The organism is Arthrobacter sp. MYb227, from assembly GCF_002975435.1.
Taxonomy (GTDB): Bacteria; Actinomycetota; Actinomycetes; order Actinomycetales; family Micrococcaceae; genus Paeniglutamicibacter.
Map to the genome: position 1 here is coordinate 19,815 of NZ_PCPT01000017.1, position 22,193 is coordinate 42,007.

20 protein-coding genes are annotated in these 22,193 nt (G+C 57.4%); 11 read left to right on the plus strand and 9 right to left on the minus strand.

Going from position 1 to position 22,193, the window contains the following annotated elements:
* The first annotated feature begins 41 nt into the window (after positions 1-41).
* Positions 42-494, plus strand: coding sequence for a MarR family winged helix-turn-helix transcriptional regulator (locus CQ018_RS18865; RefSeq protein WP_105551559.1), 453 nt, complete (start codon positions 42-44; stop codon positions 492-494).
* A gap of 189 nt (positions 495-683) precedes the next feature.
* Here CQ018_RS18865 and CQ018_RS18870 read toward each other — a convergent pair whose 3' ends face one another.
* The 3 genes from CQ018_RS18870 to CQ018_RS18880 are packed head-to-tail and all read right to left on the minus strand — an operon-like array spanning position 684 to position 5,005.
* Complete coding sequence (locus tag CQ018_RS18870; protein ID WP_105551560.1) at positions 684-2,675, minus strand: SIP domain-containing protein; 1,992 nt, start codon at positions 2,673-2,675, stop codon at positions 684-686.
* 9 nt (positions 2,676-2,684) lie between these two features.
* On the minus strand, positions 2,685-3,866 hold the full coding sequence (locus CQ018_RS18875) for an iron chelate uptake ABC transporter family permease subunit (RefSeq protein WP_258142752.1): 1,182 nt from the start codon (positions 3,864-3,866) through the stop codon (positions 2,685-2,687).
* 8 nt (positions 3,867-3,874) lie between these two features.
* Positions 3,875-5,005 (minus strand): FecCD family ABC transporter permease, encoded by a 1,131-nt coding sequence (locus CQ018_RS18880; RefSeq protein ID WP_374954222.1) that lies wholly within the window; start codon positions 5,003-5,005, stop codon positions 3,875-3,877.
* Between the two features lie 62 nt (positions 5,006-5,067).
* On the opposite strand from CQ018_RS18880, the gene CQ018_RS18885 reads away from it, so the two are divergent.
* Positions 5,068-5,874, plus strand: coding sequence for an MBL fold metallo-hydrolase (locus CQ018_RS18885; RefSeq protein WP_105551561.1), 807 nt, complete (start codon positions 5,068-5,070; stop codon positions 5,872-5,874).
* A 45-nt stretch (positions 5,875-5,919) separates the two neighbouring features.
* Here the strand turns inward: CQ018_RS18885 and CQ018_RS18890 are convergent, their stop codons facing one another.
* Positions 5,920-6,984 carry an ABC transporter substrate-binding protein gene (locus CQ018_RS18890; RefSeq protein WP_105551562.1) on the minus strand — a complete coding sequence of 355 codons (1,065 nt, stop codon included), beginning with the start codon at positions 6,982-6,984 and terminating at the stop codon, positions 5,920-5,922.
* 725 nt (positions 6,985-7,709) lie between these two features.
* Between CQ018_RS18890 and CQ018_RS18895 the strand changes: the two genes are divergently transcribed.
* The 5 genes from CQ018_RS18895 to CQ018_RS20160 all read left to right on the plus strand — a co-directional run bounded on the left by CQ018_RS18895 (position 7,710) and on the right by CQ018_RS20160 (position 11,904).
* Positions 7,710-8,648 carry a siderophore ABC transporter substrate-binding protein gene (locus CQ018_RS18895; protein WP_105551563.1) on the plus strand — a complete coding sequence of 313 codons (939 nt, stop codon included), beginning with the start codon at positions 7,710-7,712 and terminating at the stop codon, positions 8,646-8,648.
* A 36-nt stretch (positions 8,649-8,684) separates the two neighbouring features.
* Entirely contained in the window at positions 8,685-9,725 is a 1,041-nt protein-coding gene (locus CQ018_RS18900; RefSeq protein WP_105551564.1) for an ABC transporter permease, read from the plus strand.
* Entirely contained in the window at positions 9,718-10,779 is a 1,062-nt protein-coding gene (locus CQ018_RS18905) for an iron chelate uptake ABC transporter family permease subunit (RefSeq protein ID WP_258142760.1), read from the plus strand. Before CQ018_RS18900 ends, CQ018_RS18905 begins: the two co-directional genes overlap by 8 nt.
* Positions 10,776-11,534, plus strand: coding sequence for an ABC transporter ATP-binding protein (locus CQ018_RS18910; RefSeq protein ID WP_105551565.1), 759 nt, complete (start codon positions 10,776-10,778; stop codon positions 11,532-11,534). The genes CQ018_RS18905 and CQ018_RS18910 overlap by 4 nt, the downstream gene beginning before the upstream one ends.
* Positions 11,535-11,718: 184 nt before the next feature.
* Entirely contained in the window at positions 11,719-11,904 is a 186-nt protein-coding gene (locus tag CQ018_RS20160) for a hypothetical protein (RefSeq protein ID WP_105551566.1), read from the plus strand.
* A 91-nt stretch (positions 11,905-11,995) separates the two neighbouring features.
* On the opposite strand, the gene CQ018_RS18920 is transcribed toward CQ018_RS20160, so the two are convergent.
* Complete coding sequence (locus tag CQ018_RS18920) at positions 11,996-12,205, minus strand: tyrosine-type recombinase/integrase (protein WP_105551567.1); 210 nt, start codon at positions 12,203-12,205, stop codon at positions 11,996-11,998.
* A gap of 506 nt (positions 12,206-12,711) precedes the next feature.
* Here CQ018_RS18920 and CQ018_RS18925 point away from each other — a divergent pair.
* Entirely contained in the window at positions 12,712-13,917 is a 1,206-nt protein-coding gene (locus CQ018_RS18925; RefSeq protein WP_105551568.1) for a hypothetical protein, read from the plus strand.
* Positions 13,918-14,809: 892 nt separating this feature from the next.
* Positions 14,810-16,279 (plus strand): amino acid permease, encoded by a 1,470-nt coding sequence (locus CQ018_RS18940; protein WP_105551571.1) that lies wholly within the window; start codon positions 14,810-14,812, stop codon positions 16,277-16,279.
* Between the two features lie 84 nt (positions 16,280-16,363).
* Here CQ018_RS18940 and CQ018_RS18945 read toward each other — a convergent pair whose 3' ends face one another.
* Entirely contained in the window at positions 16,364-17,692 is a 1,329-nt protein-coding gene (locus CQ018_RS18945) for a permease (protein ID WP_105551572.1), read from the minus strand.
* Entirely contained in the window at positions 17,692-18,498 is an 807-nt protein-coding gene (locus CQ018_RS18950; RefSeq protein ID WP_105551573.1) for an ABC transporter ATP-binding protein, read from the minus strand. Before CQ018_RS18950 ends, CQ018_RS18945 begins: the two co-directional genes overlap by 1 nt.
* Before the next feature lie 264 nt (positions 18,499-18,762).
* Here CQ018_RS18950 and CQ018_RS18955 point away from each other — a divergent pair, with 264 nt between their 5' ends.
* Both CQ018_RS18955 and CQ018_RS18960 read left to right on the plus strand, forming a co-directional pair.
* Positions 18,763-19,326 carry a hypothetical protein gene (locus tag CQ018_RS18955; RefSeq protein WP_146111959.1) on the plus strand — a complete coding sequence of 188 codons (564 nt, stop codon included), beginning with the start codon at positions 18,763-18,765 and terminating at the stop codon, positions 19,324-19,326.
* 64 nt (positions 19,327-19,390) lie between these two features.
* Positions 19,391-19,819: a hypothetical protein gene (locus CQ018_RS18960; protein WP_105551575.1), complete on the plus strand. Its 429-nt coding sequence runs from the start codon at positions 19,391-19,393 to the stop codon at positions 19,817-19,819.
* A 33-nt stretch (positions 19,820-19,852) separates the two neighbouring features.
* Here the strand turns inward: CQ018_RS18960 and CQ018_RS18965 are convergent, their stop codons facing one another.
* Together CQ018_RS18965 and CQ018_RS18970 are read right to left on the minus strand one after the other, a co-directional pair.
* The gene (locus CQ018_RS18965) at positions 19,853-21,022 is read right to left on the minus strand and encodes a hypothetical protein (RefSeq protein ID WP_105551576.1); all 1,170 of its coding nucleotides are present in this window, start codon (positions 21,020-21,022) and stop codon (positions 19,853-19,855) included.
* A gap of 58 nt (positions 21,023-21,080) precedes the next feature.
* Positions 21,081-22,103, minus strand: coding sequence for a sugar phosphate isomerase/epimerase (locus tag CQ018_RS18970; protein ID WP_105551577.1), 1,023 nt, complete (start codon positions 22,101-22,103; stop codon positions 21,081-21,083).
* Between the last annotated feature and the right edge of the window lie 90 nt (positions 22,104-22,193).

Consider the following 22,193-nt stretch of genomic DNA (forward strand, 5'->3'; position numbering starts at 1 on the left):
ACTGTGTGGTTACCAGTCAACTCTGCGGTACGCTTAGCACTATGCCAAATAGCCCAGATTCCGCCGCTCAGGGCGATCTTTCAGACCTATTTCACCGAGCTTTTCGCGCTTTGCGACACTCCTGGGTTGAACAATTAGCACCCTTTGATCTGACACCCCACCAGTATCGGGCCATGGCGGCACTAGCGAAAAATAGCCTTGATCCTTCGAGCAACGATGGTCTTCGACTCAAGGACGTTGCACACCGGTTACGCATTGCTCCACGTTCGGCCACCGAGGTTATCGACCAGCTCGAAGACAAAGACTTGGTCATCAGGACCCAAGATCCGCTTGATCGACGGGCAACATTGGTGCAGTTGAGCCCGGCAGGGTTTGACCTTTCGACCAAGGTACGCACCGCGCGTCGCGGCCATACCGAAGAATATTTTGGGCGCTTAACTGCTCGGGACCGCGCAGAACTCGCCCGCATCTTGACGCAATTGGGACCAGAGTGAAGAATTCTTGCTCCCCCCCCTGCCACACCTAGTGGGATCAACAAGAAAAAAGTAGGGCATGGTGGCTCCCACTATTTAGCGGGAGCCACCATGCCCTACTGCTTTGAATCCTTGAATCCAGTTTGAGTCCAAACTTAGGCCGATATCTGCGGATGTTGCAGCCTAGGTTCGTAGCCCGTGGATCTTGGCTTAGCCCTCGGCCTTGCCGCGACGCCAGTAGCCCATGAAGGCAACCTGCTTGCGATCCATCCCCGCATCACGCACCAAATAGCGGCGTAGTTCCTTGATAGTTCCTGCTTCACCGGCAAGCCACGCGTAGAACGGTTGGGTCGACGCGGTGGCTGTTTCCCAGAGGATCTGCTCATCGACATCGATTTCTTCGGGCTCGGCACCTGTCATCACGGCCCCGGCACCCGGAATGGCAACAGTTGCACGCACGGCCGAGGCCAAGAGCTCGCCATGCGGGTGCGAACCGCGCGGCAACCATTGAACCGAAACACCCGAACGCGTTGAAGAACCCTGAATATCGCTGGTATTTGGAACTTCGATGAGCGCATGACCGGTGATTCCGGCTGGCAAGGATTCAAGAATTGAGCAGATGGCCGGAGCCGCCGTCTCATCGCCAGCCAAAAGAATACGTTTGGCCGACCCCGGACGGAACTCAATTCCTCCGTAGTCCGCAGTGCACAAGGCGGCATTGGGCCCCAACACCATGAGCCGGTCCCCCGCCTGTGCCGTTGCGGCCCAGTTGGTTGCCGGCCCGCCACCGGGCTTGCCGTCATCGCCCGTGAGATGCAAGACAAAGTCGATGTCGATCTCCGCCTCGGTGCCACGGTTATCGCGGTGACCCGCGGGGCGCAGCGAACGCACTGTATAGGTGCGCATAAGCCCGCGTGCTTCTTCGGGTTCGGCGAGCCAACGTTTGTACCATCCGGTGGCCTGTGAGGCGGTAATCAGCGCGTCGGGGCGCAGTGATTCGAAAGCACCCAGATGCGCGACTCCTGGGACGCTGGAGTTGCCGGCCGCCTGAAACATGAGCTTGATGCGCAAATCCCACGGTGCATCCCCGGCACCAAAATGCGCAAGATCGCTTCCCGCAAGGGTGATGCGCTTGAAATTATCCCCCAACGTGTCGGTGGCAACCACACGAGTTGAGAAGGCAAGCATTTCACTGATGCTTGATGCCGGAATTGGGGCTTCTAAGCCTAAATTCGCGGGAGTTTCGGTATTTTCTTCCGGTTCATCGGTCGCAAGGATTCCGGCGTCCGAGGACGTGGCCGGGGTTGCGTCTTGAGCCGCGAGGTGCGGAACAGTTGGTGCAGTAGTTGATAGTTCGGTGGCTGGATCCTGGGTACGGTAAATACCCTTGGCGGCGAGCACCGATTCGGTACGTAAGACGCGGTGGCGGCCAATGGGTAGCACCAGCGGGGTTCCGGCCACCGGGTCCGGGATCACCCGGCAGGGCATACCAAAAACGTTTTTGACCATTTCCTCGGTCACCACGGCGGCCGGGTGTCCGGCGGCAACAATCTTGCCTTCCTTGAGCGCCACGAGGTGATCTGCATAGCGTGCGGCAAGGTTGAGGTCATGCAGGACTATGACAACTGTGGTGCCGCGGGTGCGGTTGAGCTCGGAAATAACATCGAGCACCTCCAATTGGTGGGCAACATCAAGGTAGGTAGTTGGCTCATCGAGCAGCAACAACTCGGTTTCCTGCGCCAACGCCATGGCAATCCAGACGCGCTGGCGCTGCCCACCGGAAAGTTCATCGACGGGACGTTCGGCAAGTTCCAGGGTGCTGGTCATGCTCATGGCCCGCTCCACGGCTGCCTCATCCTCGGAATTCCAGCGCTTGAACCATCCTTGGTGCGGGTAGCGGCCACGGCCCACCAGTTCACGCACTGTAATGCCATCGGGCGCGGTGGGAGTCTGCGGCAACAGTCCCAACATCTTGGCTACCTCGCGGGCCGGGCGCGTGTGGATGTCATCGCCATCGAGCAATACCTTGCCGCCGGCCGGCTTGAGCAACCGGGCTAAACCACGCAAAAGCGTTGATTTTCCGCAGCCATTGGCTCCGACGATGATTGTCACCTCGCCGGTGGGTAGCTCGAGGGAGAGCTCATCGACAATGCTCACCGAGTCATAGGCGAGCGTGAGATCCTGGGCTTGAAGTAGTGCCATGGGGGCGCTTCAGCTTCCTTCCTTGTTGGAGCGCACCAGGACCCAGATGAGGAACGGTGCTCCCAGCGCGCCGGTAACGACGCCGACTGGTAATTGTATGTCGGGCAAGACGTTGCCCGCGATAAACGTAGCGAGCGTGACAAGCAGGGCACCGGTGATTGCCGCGGCGCCCAGGTGACTGCGCCCCTGACAAAGGCGCAGGGCCAGCGGCCCGGCCAGGAAGGAGACGAAGGCCAGCGGGCCGGTGACGGCGGTGGCCACCGCCGTGAGCCCCACACCCAGCAGGATCAAGCCCAGCCGGGTGTTTTTGGGGTTTAGGCCCAGCCCGGCGGCCGTGTCATCACCCAATTCGAGGATGCGTAACTTGGACGCCGCCGGTAGCAGCAGCGGGAAAAGGATTGCCAATGCTACGCCAAGTAATCCGGCGCGCTCCCAGGTACTGGCACTGAGCGAACCGGTGAGCCAGCGCAGTGCATCGGCGGCACTGCGCACATCGCTCCGGGTGAGCAGGTACTGAATGATGCCTTGCAGCATTGCAGCCACGGCAATGCCGGCAAGGATCAGCCGCGGGCCTGTATGTTTTCCGGCATCGGCAATTTTATAGATCAGCAGCGCCACGACCATGGCACCAAGGCAGGCAATCAGGGACAGGCCGATGCCTTGGGCGCCAAAGAGTAGCATCCCGGCCACCGCCGCGGCGCTGGCTCCATAACCAACACCTATCACATCGGGGCTGGCCAAGGGGTTGCGCAACATGCGCTGGAAGATGGCTCCCGAAGCACCAAAAGCGGCACCGGCAAGGATGCCCACCGCGGCCTGCGGCAGCCGGTCCTCCCAGAGGATAAAGGAGACCCCGGGAATCGCTTCACCGCTCAGGGCCGCGATCAGGTCAAGAACCGCGATGGGATGGCGGCCAAAGAGCAGGTTCAAAAGCACCGCCGCGAGGATGCCTAGGGTGCCGAAGCAGAGGACGGAGGTCAGTGGATTGGTGGAACGTGGCTTGCGTGCTGTGCCAGTGCCGGGCGTACCAAGGTTTTTGCCATGGCCTAGGTTTTGGGTCGTGACAACAAGGCCTGGATGGATGATGGGGTTTAGGTTCTGTTTGGTGGCACGTTCAGGCTGTGTGCTGGGGTCCGTGGGTAGAGATTCTTGGATTGGGCGGGAGTCCGGAAGGATTATCGGATGGGTCATGGGTCGGCTCATAGCGATACCTGCTTACCGCGGCGCAGCAGCCAGAGGAAGAGCGGCGCCCCTACAACTGCCGTCATGACACCCACCTGAATTTCCGCAGGTGGTGCAACCACCCGGCCAATAATGTCGGCACCCAGCAGTAGCACCGGACCGGCAAGCATTGACAGGGGTAACAACCATCGATAATCGCCGCCGCTCAGCGCACGGATGGCATGCGGAACAATCAAGCCAACAAAGCCGATGGGTCCGGCCAATGCGGTAGCCGCACCACAGAGCAGCACCACCCCGGCAGCGGAAATGGCCCGACCCCGGCCCACTTTGAAACCCAGCCCACGGGCCGAGTCATCACCCAATGCCACGGCGTTGAACAATCTTGCGCTCAATAGGATGGCGATGGCACCAATTAGCAGGAATGGTGCGACACTCAGCATTTCTGGAACCTCACGGGCCCCCAGCGTGCCGACCTGCCAGAATCTGAACCTATCGAAGGCCTGATTGCCGATCATGAGTAGGGCGCTGGTCAGTGAGCCGAGCCCGGCGGCCATCGCGGCCCCGGCCAGGGCCAGCTTCAGCGGGGTTGCCCCGTCACGGCCCAGCGAAGCCACCAGATAAACAATCAGCGAGGCAGCGGCCGCGCCAAGGAATGCAAAAAGTATGTAACCGTTCAGCGTTGAGACCGCAAAAAAGTGAATGCCCGTAACTACTGCCAGAGCCGCTCCTGCATTCACACCCAGGATTCCGGGATCGGCCAAGGGGTTTCGGGTGATCCCCTGCATGCCGGCTCCGGCCAAGCCTAGGGCCGCGCCGATCAGGAGCCCGGCAATGGTGCGTGGGATGCGGGAGGCCACCACCGCGTGTTCACCATTGTTGAGGTCAGGGTGGAAGAGCGCGTCAAAAACGACAGCTGGGTGAATGGTGCGGGCACCGATGAGTAACGAGGCAAAGAGTGCAAGCAGCAGGGCAGCGAGTAGCACTAGCGCCAACACCGGTGCGTGGATGCGTTGACGTTTGACCGGTTCCTGCGACGTTTCGCGGTGTGCTGCCGGTCCGAGCGCGGGATGCGGCAGGGGCGGGGAAGGCGCGGTGGAATCCATTACTGCCCGAGTCTTGGCGACTGGTGCCTGCGCGTTGGTATTCATGCTCATCGTTTCGTCGTCATTTCGCACTCGCCAAGACGAGCTAGCACCCTAGACTGGGTGCCATGAGCCTTCAAGCTACTCGCGCCACCGATCTCGCATCGTACATATTGGCCCCCAACCCGGGTCCCATGTCCCTGGATGGCACCAATTCCTACATTTTGCGTGCCCCGGGTTCCGAACACGCGATCATCGTGGATCCGGGCCCCGAGGATGCCGGGCACCTTGCCGCATTGGCCGCGCAATCGGTAGAACTGATCCTGATCACTCATCGACATGCAGATCACACCGAGGGCATTGACACCCTGCACCGACTGACCGGCGCTCCGGTGCGTGCAGCACTGCCCGAATATTGCCGGGATGCCCCGGTGCTGCACGATGGTGAAGAAATCCGCGCCGCCGGTGTACTGCTGCGCGTGCTCGCCACCCCCGGACACACCTCGGACTCGCTCTCGTTCCTGTTGCCCGATGACGGGGCCAAGGGATCGATGCTGACCGGGGACACCATTTTGGGCCGTGGCACCACAATTCTTGATGCACCCGATGGCACCCTTGGCGACTACTTGAAGTCGTTGGATGCACTGGGAGAAGCACCCGATGCCCGGGTGCTTCCGGCACACGGCCCGGTGTTGGACTCGCTGCATGAAATTGTTAGCCAGTATCGTATGCACCGGTTGGCGCGTTTGGAGCAGATTAGTGCCGCGCTGAAGCAGTTGCGCGGCACCAACCGAACCCCGGGCATCACCGAAGTCACCGAAGTCACCGAAGTCACCGATATTGTCTATGCGGACGTGGATGCTTCCGTGCGTAAGGCAGCAGAGATCTCGGTGGCAGCCCAATTGAGCTACCTTGCCGAGTTCGATGCCTCTTAACATGATGTCCTAGTCCGCTGTGCAGGTTTAGTTGCCGAGTTTTTGCTATTTTCCGGTGGCCGCGTGGGCGCCGGCGGCGAGAGCCGGGACTACCTTCTCAATGGCGTAGGGAACCGACAGCGGTGAGGCAGCGGAGATGGAAAGAACTTCCATGTCATTGGCCGCTGCCACCAGGCCGCCCTTGGCAACCGCCGGGATCTGTGAGAACAGTTTGTTTGCCTTGATAGCGTCGGTGGTTGAACCGGCGGGGATCCAAGTGAAGAAGATATCGGATTCCAGTTCGTTACCGCGCTCGGCGGCCCACGGCAAGAAGAACTCGCCGTCCTTGACGTTTTCATCGACCATTGGTGCCTGCTTCATGCCCAAGGCGGTGAGGAAGCGTGGACGGGAGTCCCCCGTTGCATAGAGGTTGATGCCGCCATCGGCCGGTTCCAGGTTTCCGGCGATGAAGACCGTGTCCTTGAAGACCGGGTTGGCGTCGGCAGCTGCCTTGAGTTTGCCTTCGACATCGGTGATCAGCGCGGTTGCCTCATCCTGCTGACCCAATGCTTGGCCCACAGCGGTGGTGACTTGCTGCCAGCTACTGGTGTAGTTGGGTGCGATGGGTGCGATGACCGGTGCAATCTTGGAAAGCTTTTCGTATTCGTCCTTGGTCAGGCCCGAGTATCCGGCAACGATGAGATCCGGTTTGGTTTCGGCAATTGCCGTGAAGTTCACGCCGTCGGCTTCCGCATACTGCACCGGTGCCTTCTCGGTTCCAAGGGCGGCGCCCAGCTCGGTGAGCTTTGCGTCCTTCCAATCGGTGGAGCCCTGAGCATTGTTGCCCCAGACGTCTTCGGCCATCCCCACGGGAACCACACCCAAGGCCAGCACGGCATCGGCATTGACCCACGACACTGTGGCAATGCGTGTGGGTTTTTCGGTGATCTCGGTGGTGCCATAAATGTGTTTGATACTTACCGGGAAACTGGCCTCACCCGATGCCTCAGCGTTTGCCGTGCTACCCGATGATTGGGGGGATGAACCCACCGGGGTTCCGCAGGCGCTGAGCGTCAGGGCGATGGTGGCCGAAGCTGCTGCGAGCAAGGCCGTACGACGAGTGAACTTCATCTGGTTGGAATCCTTCGTGATTCTGGAGCGTTGTGCGTGCGTGAGTGCAAGATTGCCTAGTTCAGCGCGGCAATGTAGTGGGTGGGGATCATGGAATGGACTTACCCCGCATTCCCCTGACGAGTAAGGCTAACCTCACACAAACCAATTAAGCAACGTCCAAGTAACCTATTTGGGCAGGCGGCGGACGGTTGATCCGGTGAAAAATCGCACCAGCTCGCGCAATTGGACGGCAAAAAGTGGGCTGCCGCACATTTTTGCGCCACCTCAAGCACACCTACGCTCGCCCCATTGCACCTGAGCCCACCAGCCCGCGACACCCTGGGGGGCAGCAAACCGCCCACACAAGCCCGTGGGTGCAGCAGAAAGCGGGCAATAGATGGCGCGGGATCAAGGAACGCATCACATCGAACCCAGTCCCCGCGGGTTATCGAACCCCCCCTCACTTCGGGCGGTTCCGCTCAGTGGGACCCACTGTGAACCAAGTGTGACAGGGGTCATAGAAAAGAGTTTTAGGGAGCCGGAATCCGCGTAAACTCGGCGTAGCTTAGGCAAGCCTTGCTTGGTAAAACGTGCCAAATGAGCGCCAGAACAGCCCACCGGCTTGCACCTAGGCATGCCTTATCTATAGCGTTTCACTTGAGTTCATTTACGCAATGAGGTTGTTAGCTAATTACCCGGCCGGCCATCTCAGCACCATTTCATCGGAGAAAAGTACAGTGAAGATGTCTTTCCGCACCGCCCTGGGCACCGTAGCCGCGGGTGTATCACTGCTCGCATTGACCGCTTGTGGCGGTTCCCCCGAGGCAGGCGCCAACGCAGCCGATGGCAAGACCGTCGAGATCACCCACGCACAGGGAACCACCACGGTTCCTCTCAAGCCGGAAACCGTTTACACCTTCGATCTGGGTGTTCTTGATTCCATGAGCGCGCTGGACCTTACGGCTGATGGTGTGCCGGAAACCAAGTACCCCGAAGCTCTGGCCAAGTACAACGACAAGAGCGTCACCAAGATTGGTTCCATGAAGGAACCAGATTTTGAAGCGATCTCCAACGGCAACCCGGATCTGATCATCATCACCGGACGTACCGCGGGCTCCTACGAAGAGCTCTCCAAGATTGCACCGACCGTCGATCTTTCGGTAGATGCCACCAAGCCACTTGATTCCTTCAAGGAACAGGCCGGCAAACTGGGTCAAATCTTCGATGTTGAATCACAGGTCACCGAGAAGCTCGCAGCCATCGACACCAAGATCAATGACGTCAAGGCCAAGAGCGCCGATGCCGGCAAGGGTCTGATCGTGATGACCTCCGGTGGCGAACTCACCGCCTACGGTGCCGGATCACGCTTCGGCCTGATCCACGACGTACTGGGAATTGCAACGGTTGCCGATATCAAGTCCGAGGGTTCCCACGGTGAATCGATCTCCTTCGAATTCCTCAAGACCAACAACCCGGACACCCTGTACGTGATTGACCGCGACTCGGCCATGGGCACTTCCGGTGCAGCTGCCTCCGCAGTACTGGATAACGAGCTGGTCAAATCGACAAATGCCGCAAAGAACAACAAGATCGTCAACCTAGACTCAAATGCTTGGTACATGGTGGGCTACGGCCTAAACAACACAGCCAAGATGATCGATGAGGTAGCTGCGGGGCTCTAGGCTCCCGCGGAAAGGTCCACTAGGGACACATCAACCATGAGCGCACCAGTGCTACCGGAAGCGGTCGCCGCGGAAGAAATTCCGCTGGCGGCCGTTCCGCGTACCCGAAAGATTTCAGAAACTAGCTGGCTGATCATCGGCACCCTGGCGGTGCTGGTGATGGCGGGGGTGAGTTTGTTCGTCGGAGTTTCCGATGTCACGCTGCCCCAATTGCTTTCCGGTGATAAGGAAGCCTGGGAGCTGCTGTGGATTTCGCGGCTGCCACGCACCCTTGCCGTGATCCTCGCGGGAACCGCGGTGGCGGTTGCCGGATTGATCATGCAGCTGATGGTGCGCAATAGATTTGTTGAGCCCTCCACGGTGGGAACCGTCGAATCGGCAACGCTTGGCATCTTGGTGGTCACCGTGGCGCTTCCGGCCGCACCCATGATGCTCAAAATGGGTGTGGCATCGGTCTTTGCACTGGGCGGGACGGCCTTGTTCTTGGCCGTGCTGAACCGACTACCGGCCCGCAATACGCTGCTGGTTCCCATCGTGGGCATCATGCTTGGCGGCGTCATCGGCTCGGTGACAACATTCTTCGCCTATAAGTACGATCTGCTCCAGACGCTGAGCAACTGGATGATCGGAGACTTCTCCGGAGTGCTGCGCGGGCGTTATGAACTCTTATGGATCGTGGCGATCCTGACCGTCATTGGTTATATTGCCGCTGATAAATTTACTGTTGCCGGACTGGGTGCGGATTTCACCACGAACCTTGGCATGAACTACAAGGCAATCATGCGCCTGGGCCTGGTGCTTGTCTCACTGATTTCCGCGGTGGTTGTCACAACCGTGGGTGCGGTGCCATTCCTGGGGCTGATCGTACCCAACATCGTCTCGCTGATCTTTGGGGACAACCTGCGCCGCGCGGTGCCCTGGACAGCACTCTTTGGCGCGGGCTTCGTACTGCTCTGCGACATTATTGGCCGCACCATCCGCTACCCCTACGAGGTCCCGGTGGGCATGGTCATGAGCGTGCTCGGTGCCATCGCCTTCCTGATCCTGCTGCTACGAACCAGGAAACGAAATGCCTAATCCGCTTGCCTCGCTACGTGAGCGACTACGCCCGGGACGCGGATTGACGCGCAACCCCTTTGACTCCGGGGGCTCGATGAGCAGCCGGGGATTCTCGTTCAAACGCATCTCGCCGGGTACGCTGATCACCATCCTTGCAGTGCTCACGCTTGTATGCGTGGTGCTGTTTATGACCATCGATCTCAAGGGGAATCTCTCCTACGCGCTTTCACGGCGCTCGATCCGCGTCGGTGCCATGCTGGTGGTTGCCATGGCAGTTGGCCTTTCCACGCTGATGTTCCAGACGGTCACCGCAAACCGCATCCTGACCCCATCGATCATGGGGTTTGATGCGCTGTACATCCTGATCCAAACCGCGCTGGTCTTTGCGCTGGGTTCCTCGACCCTGATGACCGCCACCCCGGCCCTGAAATTTGGTGTTGAGGTGGGGCTGATGGTGCTCTTCTCCGCGCTGCTCTACCGTTGGCTGTTCACCGGCGGGAACTCCTCGCTACACCTGATGCTGCTGGTGGGCATCGTGATTGGCACGCTCTTCCGCGGGTTCTCCTCACTGCTGCAACGCTTGATGGAACCCAGCGAATACATCGTGCTCCAGGACCTGTTCTTCGCCTCCTTCAACCAGGTAGATCCGGTACTGCTGGGGATCTCCGCGGTGGTGGTAGGCATTATTACGGTGATTGTCTGGCGATTGCGAAAGAGCTTTGACGTACTTGCGTTGGGCCGCGAAACGGCAATCAACCTGGGCGTCGATCATCAACGCGTGGTCACCTTGGTGCTGGTGCTGTGTTCAGTTCTTGTGGCGGTCTCCACCGCACTGGTGGGACCGGTAACCTTCTTTGGGCTACTGGTGGTCTCGCTGGCCTACCAAATGGTCCGCAAGTTCTCCCATGCCGCGCTCATTCCCATCGTCGCCCTGCTCGGTGCCATTACGCTCGTTGGTGGGCAGTTGGTACTTGAACGTGTCTTTGGTTTTGCCACCGCGCTCAGTGTGATCATTGAGTTTGCCGGCGGCCTGCTATTCCTCTACCTGCTTTTGAAGGGTTCCCTGAAGTGATTCGCATTGATTCGGTGTCCAAGTCCTATTCCGGGACCACGGTGGTGGATGCGGTCAGCACCGTCATACCCTCCGGTGGAGTCACCTCCATCATCGGGCCCAACGGCGCCGGAAAATCCACGCTACTCTCACTGATCTCCAGGTTGCTGCCCATGGACACGGGGTCGGTTTCCATCGCCGGGCTCGATGTGACAAAGACCGCGAGCAAGGATTTGGCCAAGTCGATGGCGATCCTGCGGCAGGATAACCACATCACCATGCGCTTGCGCGTGCGCGACCTGGTAGGTTTTGGGCGTTTCCCGCACTCGGGTGGGCACCCAACCTCGGTGGATCAAGAACACATTGAAAAGGCCATGGCGCAGCTGGATCTTACAGATTTGGCTGATAGGTTCCTTGACGAGCTTTCCGGTGGGCAACGCCAGCGTGCCTACATTGCCATGGTGCTGGCCCAGGATACCGAATACCTGCTGCTCGATGAGCCGCTGAACAACCTGGACATGAAGCATTCGGTGGAGATGATGCGGATGATCCGCAGGCTTGCCGATGAGCTGGGTAAGACGGTTGTGATAGTTATTCACGATATTAATTTTGCTTCATGCTATTCGGATACGATCCTTGCCATGCGCCGGGGCGTATTGGTACATCAGGGTGCGCCGGCGCAGATCATGACGCAGGAAGTATTGCGCGATGTGTATGACATCGATATCCGTATTGAGGAGATCGATGGGAACCGGATTGGCGTGTACTTCGCCTAGTTTGGCAGTTAGCATCTCGTTGAAAATGAGGCATCTACGCCCCGTGTTTGCGTGGATTCTTGTGTAACTGCCGGTAGAGGGGCTGACGATGGTAACCGCTAGGTCTAGCAGCAATATGCGGATCGCAGCATTGCTTACTGTTCGCCTAGGCCAGGCAAAGTAATCGGTTGAAATTCGCCCGCAGATGGCTATTTCGCTCGGTGGTGTCTCAAGGCATCAAGTTCTCGAAAATCGGCGAATTTGCGGCATCATTACGGCAATTTTGGTATCTGCTTACAGCATCGCCACCGCCAGCCTTCATCTGGAACAAACTGCAACCCTATCCCAGCAGCTTGCCCAGGAACTCGGATCAATACAAATAGCAATCTAGTGCGCAGCAAAAGATTATGCGAAGTCCACACGCTCTTTGCCGCGCATTCTGGACTTTGAAAGTATTCACGACTTCGCATAATCCTTGCTTATTAGAGCAGGGTTCGTAACCACTTGACGAGGTCTGCGCGTTGTTCTTTGCCATAGGGGCTTTGGGGAACGATGTTCTGCTCGGCAGATTCGATGGCTCGACGTTTGACTTCGGTGCTGGCCCTGGCATAAATCTCCGTGGTGGTGACACTTTCATGACCAAGAAAATCACGGATATAGACAAGATTCACGCCGGCATCTAGAAGATGCATAGCCTTCGAAAGCCGCTTATGTGGATGGTTTGGTTATGTGGCCATTGCGGTGTTTGTGCTGGTCAGACCGGTGGCGTAGCTGGCTTCGCACGCATAATCCCCGGGTACGCGGCTCAACGACTTGGTTCTTCCGCACATCTGGCCGGGTATCGGCCCTCGATATGTTCGAGTTTTCCGTGACCGATTTTCTGCGCGGAAGACTGTTGCCGTCCCCGGACAAAGAGAAGAGTTGGCCTATCTGATCAACACCAGTAGGGAGCTCGATTCCCATGGAGGCATCAAATATTCGCAACGCGTCAGCGCAAGTGATCGACGCGTTGACGGCGGCATATACATAATATTCAAGTGTAAAACAAGCGTCTTTTGTACTTGAACTAGTGATTAGAAAAAGTGCTGATTCCCATATATATTATGTTTTCCATCACTCGAAAAAAGAGTCTTCCTGAACAAGCCGAGCACTGAATCGTTTGTGAGGGGGGAAGACCCCGAAAGAAGAAGGCTCGCAAATGCCTAACCTTGCATTAAAAAGACATCACAAAAAATCGCTTACAACGATGCTCGCAGCGACAACCGCATTCGCCTTAGTTTTTACTCTGGCAGATCCAACTATGGCGGCAGAAGACGCTTCACTCAGAACGGTATCTGAAGCCGCTTCCGCTTACGATGCCAACGATCCAAAATCTATTGCAGCGTTGGCAGAGGCCGCTTCGCCAATCAATGCACTAACTCTTAGCGGTACTGATAACAGCTCGGTTTCTCTTACAGAGAGTGGGGCTTTCGTTTCTGTCGATGAGAAGGGAGTAGCTTCGCTTTCTGGCGTAGGGTCCCCAGAAATTTCAATTGGTGTGGCATCCCCGAACAATGATTCAACTCTGACAGAGGGTGTTTCTGTACAACGCAATGCTGCACCAGGTACTAACATCGTGACACGAGCTACTGCGAATGGTGCGCAGCTTATTGCTGTTCTTGAAGATTCGCAGGCTTCCTCTTCGCTTGACTTTGATCTTGATTTGCCGGCAGACGCTGAGCTTGTTGAAAATCCTGATGGGTCTGTCGCAATTGTTGCAGACGTAGAAATTGTGACGCCTGTGGATGAAAGCTTTGATGCTACTAGCGCCCAAATCGAATCAATTCTCGGAGATACGGACGACCCTGAAGAAATCACTCAGGAACAATGGGATCAAATTGAAGCATTGCCTGAGGCTGAGACTCAAACGACAATAGCTCGACAACAGATTGCACTCATTGAGACGCCTTGGGCTGTAGACGCTGAGGGAGAGCATCTTAAAACGCGTTTTGTTCTTAACGGAAATGGTTTAACCCAGATCATTGAAACTAATGAACAGACAGCTTTCCCTGTAACGGCCGACCCTAGCCTCGCTTGGTGGCTATGGACCGGGGCTACTTGCGCGGCAAATTTAGCTACAATTCTCTTCGGTGCAGCAAAACTAGTACAAGCTATAACAAAGATGAACGCTCTCGTTAAAAAGAGTGCAAAACTTTCTGCGGCCGTCAAAAAGCTCGGTGGAGCGAAGAAATTTCTTACTGCTATCTACAAGGCAGCCAAAGGATTCGTCGAAGGAAAGATCGGAAAGTACCTCACTAGAACGCAGATGTTAGCGCTTTCCTCTATCGGGTCTGGGGGGCTCGCACTTGTGGGGGATGCGTTAGGGATCGGGTCATGCATCTCTCTGATCAAGGCAAAACTCTGATGATTCTTGCCTTAGTATTTGGAACAATATACGGACTTTCAGCGGCTATATATCTAGTCATTGTATTGTCTGCAGCGAAGTCTAAGGGATTCCTTGGTGCACTGGTCGCAGGCATTCTAGTGACTGCCCAAGGGTTATTACTCTTCTTCAACGTTTCGTGGGCTCCGCGACCCACTCATATTGCTGAGTCTTTCGGACTTAGCTTCAATGGAGATACCAAATTGACTATGTTTATAACGATTTTCGTGGTCACCGGAGGCATCCTAGCCATCGCATATTTCAGTGGGTTAATCCGGTGGGTCTCACATTGGATCGACAGTATCGGAACTGGAAGATCTGAAAATGGGGAAAAAGCATAATTTCCAAAACGGACTTTCCTAACACCAGGGCTCTGGACATGGCACTAAAGCTGAATTCAAACAGGCCCAGATTTCCGCGGAATATATTCTACAAAAACCTGTCGACAGTTGCCCGACTCGAGATAATTAATCTGAAGTCAGCTTACATCTGCTCCTTCAAAAATCTCATGAATCCGGGAAAATTCGAAGCAGTTTTGACCGAAATCCACTGGATCTGTACGAATAAATTATCTCGTGATGTCCAGACCCCTGAATCCGTCATTATTCTTTGTTTCTCATGGTTTGTGATTCTTGGCTTGCCGGTTGCAGGAGGTTTGGGATCGAAACTCACTGATGATTATGCAAAATAATTCATGGAGTTGCGGCTGGGTTTCGCCCGATGCAGGCACCGTCGAGCGTAAGATTCGCCACAGTGGGAATGTCACACAAATACGTTGAACCCCTGATTGACCTGATGTTTGAAGATTTTTGACGCATCGCGGACGTAACAATGATGCAGTGGTCACACTTCCGAAGGATGGGAAGATTTATACATGACCACGCAAAAGATTGCACAGGGTGGAACCCGGCCCACACTGCGCCAACAACTAGGTGCCCGTAAGCCGATCGAGGCGTTCATCGCCGAGGCAGGAAACGGCACCGGGGACGGCCCCAAGCTACGCCGCACCCTCGGGCTACTGCACCTGACAATGATCAGCGTCGGTGCCACACTGGGCACCGGCATTTTCGTCGTACTCTCCTCCTCGGTTCCTATGGCCGGTCCGGCCGTCTGGATTTCCTTTGCGATTGCCGGTCTTGCCGCGCTCTTTGCCGCGCTTTCCTATGCGGAGATGGCCGGCGCGGTTCCGGTCTCCGGGTCTAGCTACACCTACACCTACGCAACCATGGGCGAGGGGTTGGCCTGGATCTGTGGTTGGTGCTTGGTGCTTGAATATGCGGTCTCCGTGGCCGCGATCGCCGTGGGTGCCGGCGAATACCTCAACGAAATGGGCAGGACGCTGGGTCTAGATCTACCCGCGGCGCTGACCAATCCCCCGGGCACCGACGGCGGAGTGTTCAATATCCCCGCGCTGATCATCGTGCTCTTTGCCACCGTGCTGCTGGTACGCGGCACCCGCGAATCCGCGGTGGTCAACACCGTGCTGGTGTTCATTAAGATCGCGGTGCTGGTGTTCTTCATCGCCATTGCCTTTAGCGCCTTCACCTCCGGAAACTTTGACCCGCTGCTGCCCATGGGCACCGCCGGTGTCTCGGCCGCCGCGGCACGCCTATTCTTCTCCTACATTGGTTTTGATGCGGCCTCAACGGCCGGTGAGGAAGCCAAAAACCCACAGCGCGATCTGCCGCGAGCCATCGTGCTCTCCATGGTCATCATTACCGTGCTGTATATTCTGGTGGCGATCACCGCGATTGGTGCACGTGAATGGACCTGGTTTGAGGGCAAGGAAGCCGCGCTGGCGCAGCTGCTTGAAGAAGTCACCGGGCAGGGGTGGGTCTCGCTGCTCTTTGCCGCAGGTGCGGTTCTTTCCATCATTTCCATCGTGATCACCGTGCTCTACGGACAGACTCGTATCCTGGTGGCCATGAGCCGCGATGGCATGGTGCCGAAGGTCTTTGGCCGCCTCTCGCCACGCAATGGTGCGCCGGTGGCCGGCACCTGGATTACCGGTGGAGCCGTGGCCATCGTGGCCGGGTTGGTTCCGCTGGGCCAGCTGGCCGATGCCACAAGTATCGGTACGCTCTTTGCGTTCTCGCTGGTATCACTGGCCGTGATTATTCTGCGCCGTACCCAGCCGGAGCTGCCGCGTACCTTCAAGGTGCCGCTCTACCCGCTGACTCCGATCCTCGCGATTCTCTTCTGTGGTTACCTGATGGCGAACCTTGGGGTGATCACCTGGGTGGTCTTTGGCATCTGGATGCTGGTGGGTGCCGCCGTGTACCTGGGTTATGGACGTCGTAAGTCAGTGGTTGCCAATAACTGGGACAAAATAGTTTCCAAGTAGGGATTTATGACTTTGGCGTAAGGCCAACATGACGATGCCCCGGGAATGGATTCCCGGGGCATCGTCGTAACTAGGTGTGAGTGGCTAGTCGATGCGAACTAGCTTCAACGTCTGGGATGTGGAGGTCAGAGCCACGGCTCCGCGTACGGCAAGCACTCCGGCAACCAGCGTGCCTAAGATGATCGCCACCGAGAGCGGGGCGAAGATCATCGCCATACCGGCCAGCGGCAGCACCAGCACGCCGCTGATAATGATTGAGCCAAGCCCCACGCCGATCACCGGTCCCATGACCGAACCGACCCGGGCCTTTTCCATGGTTGAGCGTTGCACACCAAGCATGTTCAGCCCCGCATAGAGTTCGGCACGGTCAAGGGTTGTCGCGGCCTGAGTGATGGCCGTTGAACAGGCAACGGAGATGAAGGAAACGACGATGGTGATGATGACCCCTGTCATCACATCCGCACTAAGCAGCGCGTCGGGGCTACCCGGTGAAGATTCGGTACCGGCCATGTTCATCAACGCAGCTCCACTGCCACCGACTACAGCAACAAAGCAGGTCATGGCGATGCCGGAGACCTGTCGCCAAGCCTGAGCGGGATTTTCCAGGATCATGCGTGCGGCAAGTAGCTTTTCGGGTGTTTCGGCCTTTTTCAGTTTTGCCTTACCGATCAGGCCCACTGCCCATGGACCGACCAGATTCAGTGCGCCAACCCCCAAGGCAAAACCACCAAGTAGCACTGCAAGCATGACGGCCAGATCCTTGAACACTGAAATCATCGAGAATGCTTGGGAGATGCCAGCAATCAGGCCAACGACGATGAGTGCTCGAATCCAGCGTGGTTTTGGCGTTTGGCTGCGGTTGCGCACTCCCAGTGGAGAGACGATGATTTTTCGCATGCCAAAACCTGACGAAAGCGCGGCAATCAGTACAACGCCAAGCACTACCAGGGCGATGATTCCGGGGTTGAGCCAAATGGCGGCACCAATGGCCGAACCTTGGAATTGAATCATTCCTACAAGTGGTGCCATACCGGCGTACAGCGCGATGCCTGCCATTGCTCCGGTGAAGGCAACCAGCGCGGATTCCACAACGGTAATACCGAGGACCAGTCCCGGGGTGCCGCCAAGTAGCCGAACCGTGGAGAGCCGGAGGTCTTGGCTGCGGGCCGAGAGCCGGGCTGCGGCGGAGCCAAGCACGGCAAGCGGCACGATCAGCAAGACGCAGGCTAGTCCGGCAAGCATCAAATACATGCCGCTGAGTTCGTTTTGAATGCGGTTGAAGGACAGTGCGCCGGCAATAGTTGTCAGTACCAGTGCAGAGACCAGGCCGTAGGCGCCTGCGGTGAGCAGCATCGGGGCTCGGCGTGCGGCCGTGGGTTTGCCCAGCAGCCAGGCCAGGGAGAGGGTACGCATTAGTGCTGCGCCCCCGGTGCGATGGTGTTCGGTGATCCGGGACGGGTTTCGGAGGTGATCTTGCCATCGCGCAGCGAAATGATCCGATCGCAACGTGCGGCAACATCGGCATCGTGGGTAACCATCACCAACGTGTTGCCGCGTCCAACTGTGGATTCCATCAGGACGTTAAGCACCTCGGTGCCAGTCGCGGAGTCGAGGGCGCCGGTGGGTTCATCGGCAAAGATGACCTTTGCGCCGGTAACCTGGGCGCGGGCTATTGCAACGCGTTGGGCTTGGCCGCCGGAGAGTTGGCCAATGCGACGTTCCTCCATCCCGGCAAGACCCAGCGCGCTAAGCCACTGGTTGGCCTGCGGAAGTGCTGCGGCTCGTGGCAGTCCGTTGATCATTAGCGCCATGGCGACGTTTTCCACGGCGGTGAGTTCGGGGATCAGTAGCCCGGATTGGAAGACAAAGCCGAAGGCCTCGCGGCGCAGCTTGGATCGGGCGCTCTCCCCCAGCGTGGTGATGTCTTGCTGGCCGGCGGACGAAGCGAGCAGTACAGATCCGGAATCCGGCTTTTCGATACCCGCAAGGGTGTGTAGCAGCGTTGATTTGCCCGAACCCGAGGGACCCATGATTGCCACCGATTCCCCGGTGAGGATCTCCAGATCCACGCCATCGAGCGCCAAGGTAGATCCATAGGCGCGGCGTAGGGCTCGGGCGCTGAGCACCGGGGCTGAAGAGTGCTGGGTGGGGTTGTTGCTTGCGGCATGGCTGAAAATGGTGCCGGGTGCCTGTTCTGGTGCGGAGTTTGCTTCGATCATGACTTTAGTTTTTCAAAAATGATCCGGTACGGCATCGGAGCAGATGATGAAGTATGCGTTCGATGGCTCCTACCTAGGGTGGAGATGAACGGTTCCGGAATGCTACCTGTGAGGTTTGAAGGTAAAAATCTACCGATTAGTGATATTTGGCGCTATGGTTGGCTGAACTGAAGGTGTTTTAGGTGGTCAGCAAGGATTTTTGATTCCCTGGAACGCCCTCATGTTTGTCTGGTCTTGGTTCGGCTCTTGAGGGGGAAGTTGGACATGGAAAATATGACATCGTGGACGCGCATGCTGGGCATTTCGTTGCGTCCATTCACCGGGCATGCCCCGCTATCGCTAATAATTCGAGGTGCAATTCAAGCGGCAGTCAGTATTTTCTTCTTGGTGATTGGCATCAAGATGCAAGGGACGCTGAACGAAGTTTCGGCGGTCGATGCAGGGGCTAAGCAGCTAAGCGGACTGTTCGTCATGTTTGGCTTTGTCGTGGTGATGATGCTGATTTACGGGTTGGCAAAAGTCGTCGTCGGCATCCTCGATTTGGTGCCACGCAGCACGGTGCCGGGAACCGTGGTGAGCATTTCCGAACGAAAATTCTTAGACTTCCTGCCCGACGTTGTGAACAACGCGTTATGGGACAGGGGAAATAACACCGGACAATCATGGTCCGAAAAACGCAGGGTCCGCCACGAAGTGGTGGTTGATACTGGAGCGGGAACTAAGGCTTGGACCGTGCGGAACCTGAAGAAGGTACGCGCCCTAGTCCCGGGCCAGCGCATCACCCTGACGGTGAGCCCAATTGTTGGCTACGTCGAAAAAATTGAGTAACAGTTTCTTGGGACTGGCAAAGATACTGACACGAAAACCACGAACAAAGGGATTTAGCAGCGCAATGAGTACTGCAATCAAGAAACTTAGCTGGGCAAGCATTGGTGCATTGTTGGTGGTGGGACTAGTTGGATGCGGCGGTTCGAATCCTGACGCCTCGGCAACACCACAGGCAACGACACCCTCCGCAAAGCAACCCGCGACGGAACAACCGGCATCAAACGCACTCTCGGAATCGGCAGCCCAAGCGAGCACCCCGATTGGCACGCGCAAGGATGTCACTTGGGTTTTGGAGCAGCAGCTCGAAGAATACAACGCCAAGGCGCGCTGGGAGGGTGACACCTTGTACATGAGCATGGACGGTGAACGGGAAAATCCTCTCAATGGCAGGCACTGCAGACTCATGGATACTCTGCTTGAACCCACTGACAGTTTTGTGCTCGAATTCCCCGATGGCACTATCCCGTGCAGCGAAATTCCCGGCGCTGAGTAACTGTAAAGTCACTGAGCACCAGGAACATTCTGCTTAACCGAGGTTGGCGAAGGCCTGCGCTAAATGGGTGGGGACCATGGCGATGAGTGGCATCTCGTCGCGGTCAATGACCGCTGACTTGTACTTGCGCAGCACCGCTGCTCCATCATTCGGCCAGGAGAAGTCAGGCAGGCCGAGGGCAACCTGGTAGAGCTCAGCTACCGTGCTGGGGTGAGCCTCGGCCAACATCTGGAGGACAAAGGCCGGGATTTGGGTATCTTCAAGGTAGCCACGCAGGACTTCGGCTCCCGGATCATTGGCGCTTTCCGGGGGCGTTGTGTGAGCATCCTCGAACACATCGTAATCGACAAGGAAAACTGCACCCTTGACCGGGTGATGGGTAAGCCTGACACCCTCACGTTGGGCAAACCCGGCGGGGAATGAGGCATCCGGGGCCAAATCCGTGCCATCAATCGCTGTGTTCTCGGTCTTTTCCTCGCCAAGCATGGATTCTTGGGTGCAAGTTACTAGGAATTTTCGGTAGGCCTCGATCATTTGGGCGCCTGTGCCGATGATCGTCGTTGCACCAAAGAGCTCGGTGAAAATACGGTGTTGGTTGGCTACCGTTGCGCTTGCCTTGGCGAGTTTCGCCGGGTTACGGAAGGGCAGCGAGTGATCGACGCTTAGCAATTTGGCGGCCATTGAATAAGCGGTGTTGGTGTCCTGCGGGCCAAAGTTTTTGGTGGTTCCGCTGAGCGTATAGACGTTGCCGATTGGAACGATGCGGGTCATGACATAGCCATTGACAGTGACAGGGCTGATTGCCTCGGAACCCTGCGAAGAGTAGGTGGGGTAGTCGAGTTCATCGATGAGGTTACGTAGCAGCATGCGTTCGTTCTTGTGCTCGATTACCTTGAAGATCCCGAAGACTGCGTGCTCACGCCAAGATTCATAGATTGCACGGTCTTGCGTGCTGAGGGTCTTATTTGTACGCAGGAAGCGGTCGATCAATGGCTCGGAGCCCGGTCCGCGGTCATAGATGATCGATTCGAGGGCCTCGTAGATAGCGTTTTCTTGGCTCAGTCCGGTGCCTGCCAGTGACTGAAAACGCGCTGCCAAACGCTTCTTGAAACCCGGTGAAGTTGCATATGAGACAAGCGCGCCCTTGAGCTCGGCTGTCTTGTCAATCAGGGTTTGCAGGCCTTGCGCTGTCAATGAGTCCATCTGGGTATTTTCTCCCGGTCCGGCTCAGCTAGGCAAACCCGCCACATCTTGGTGGATACTAACTCTGGTTGCTAAATGCAGCATCGAAGCTTGCTGTTGGGGTTTCCCAGAGCAGCGAGCGAATGAAGTCATGTGCTTCGGCCGCCCCGTGCAGCCGATCCATTCCCGCGTCCTCCCATTCCACCGAGATGGGCCCGGTGTAACCGATGGAGCGTAGCGCGCGGAAGGCGTCTTCCCACGGCACGTCCCCGCGCCCGGTCGAGACAAAGTCCCAGCCACGGCGCGGGTCGCCCCAGGGCAGGTGGGAGCCGAGCACCCCGGAACGGCCATTGGGGGTGCGCATCCGGGTGTCCTTGCAATCCACGTGATAGATGCGGTCCTTGAAGTCCCAAATGAAGGCGACCGGGTCGATGTTTTGCCACATCATGTGGCTCGGATCCCAGTTGAAGCCGAACGCTTCGCGGTGCCCAATGGCCGCCAGCGTGCTGATTGAGGAGTGGTAGTCGTAGGCGATCTCGGAGGGGTGGACCTCGTGGGCGAAGCGCACACCGTGATCGTCGAACACATCAAGAATTGGATTCCAGCGGTCAGCGAAATCCTGGTATCCGGCCTCGATGACCGAGGCCGGGACCGGTGGGAACATCGCAATGTATTGCCAGATGCTTGAGCCGGTGAAGCCAACGACGGTGTCCACCCCGAGTTTGCGTGCCACCCGGGCGGCACGCTTCATATCCTGTGCGGCGCGCTGGCGCACGCCCTCGGGATCCCCATTGCCCCAGGTGTAATCGCGGAGAATATTTTGGTGGCGGAAATCGATCGGGTCATCACAGACCGCCTGACCGGTGAGGTGGTTGGAGATTGCATAGACCTTCAGCCCATGCCGATCCAGGATATCCAGCCGGGATTGCAGGTAAGCATCGTCCTCATCGGCACGCAACAGGTCCAGGTGATCCCCGGAGGCCGCGATCTCCAGCCCGTCATAGCCCCAGGAAGCTGCCAAGCGTGCAACTTCTTCGAAGGGAAGATCCGCCCATTGTCCGGTGAATAGGGTGACCGGATGGGTGGAAGCGTTGGTGCTCATCGGCGTTTTCCTTTTGTTTGCAAGTTTTCGGCTAGACCACGCAATCTGTGGCGAGGGGTGTGGTGCTTGGAACCAGAGTTGGCCTCCCAC

Bases quoted from the DNA above. Each gene is read 5' to 3' on its own strand.
- CQ018_RS18865 (WP_105551559.1), top strand. From the start codon at position 42: ATGCCAAATAGCCCAGATTCCGCCGCTCAGGGCGATCTTTCAGACCTA.
- CQ018_RS18870 (WP_105551560.1), bottom strand. From the start codon at position 2,675: ATGGCACTACTTCAAGCCCAGGATCTCACGCTCGCCTATGACTCGGTG.
- CQ018_RS18875 (WP_258142752.1), bottom strand. From the start codon at position 3,866: ATGACCCATCCGATAATCCTTCCGGACTCCCGCCCAATCCAAGAATCT.
- CQ018_RS18880 (WP_374954222.1), bottom strand. From the start codon at position 5,005: ATGAATACCAACGCGCAGGCACCAGTCGCCAAGACTCGGGCAGTAATG.
- CQ018_RS18885 (WP_105551561.1), top strand. From the start codon at position 5,068: ATGAGCCTTCAAGCTACTCGCGCCACCGATCTCGCATCGTACATATTG.
- CQ018_RS18890 (WP_105551562.1), bottom strand. From the start codon at position 6,984: ATGAAGTTCACTCGTCGTACGGCCTTGCTCGCAGCAGCTTCGGCCACC.
- CQ018_RS18895 (WP_105551563.1), top strand. From the start codon at position 7,710: ATGTCTTTCCGCACCGCCCTGGGCACCGTAGCCGCGGGTGTATCACTG.
- CQ018_RS18900 (WP_105551564.1), top strand. From the start codon at position 8,685: ATGAGCGCACCAGTGCTACCGGAAGCGGTCGCCGCGGAAGAAATTCCG.
- CQ018_RS18905 (WP_258142760.1), top strand. From the start codon at position 9,718: ATGCCTAATCCGCTTGCCTCGCTACGTGAGCGACTACGCCCGGGACGC.
- CQ018_RS20160 (WP_105551566.1), top strand. From the start codon at position 11,719: ATGGCTATTTCGCTCGGTGGTGTCTCAAGGCATCAAGTTCTCGAAAAT.
- CQ018_RS18920 (WP_105551567.1), bottom strand. From the start codon at position 12,205: ATGCATCTTCTAGATGCCGGCGTGAATCTTGTCTATATCCGTGATTTT.
- CQ018_RS18925 (WP_105551568.1), top strand. From the start codon at position 12,712: ATGCCTAACCTTGCATTAAAAAGACATCACAAAAAATCGCTTACAACG.
- CQ018_RS18940 (WP_105551571.1), top strand. From the start codon at position 14,810: ATGACCACGCAAAAGATTGCACAGGGTGGAACCCGGCCCACACTGCGC.
- CQ018_RS18945 (WP_105551572.1), bottom strand. From the start codon at position 17,692: ATGCGTACCCTCTCCCTGGCCTGGCTGCTGGGCAAACCCACGGCCGCA.
- CQ018_RS18950 (WP_105551573.1), bottom strand. From the start codon at position 18,498: ATGATCGAAGCAAACTCCGCACCAGAACAGGCACCCGGCACCATTTTC.
- CQ018_RS18955 (WP_146111959.1), top strand. From the start codon at position 18,763: ATGGAAAATATGACATCGTGGACGCGCATGCTGGGCATTTCGTTGCGT.
- CQ018_RS18960 (WP_105551575.1), top strand. From the start codon at position 19,391: ATGAGTACTGCAATCAAGAAACTTAGCTGGGCAAGCATTGGTGCATTG.
- CQ018_RS18965 (WP_105551576.1), bottom strand. From the start codon at position 21,022: ATGGACTCATTGACAGCGCAAGGCCTGCAAACCCTGATTGACAAGACA.
- CQ018_RS18970 (WP_105551577.1), bottom strand. From the start codon at position 22,103: ATGAGCACCAACGCTTCCACCCATCCGGTCACCCTATTCACCGGACAA.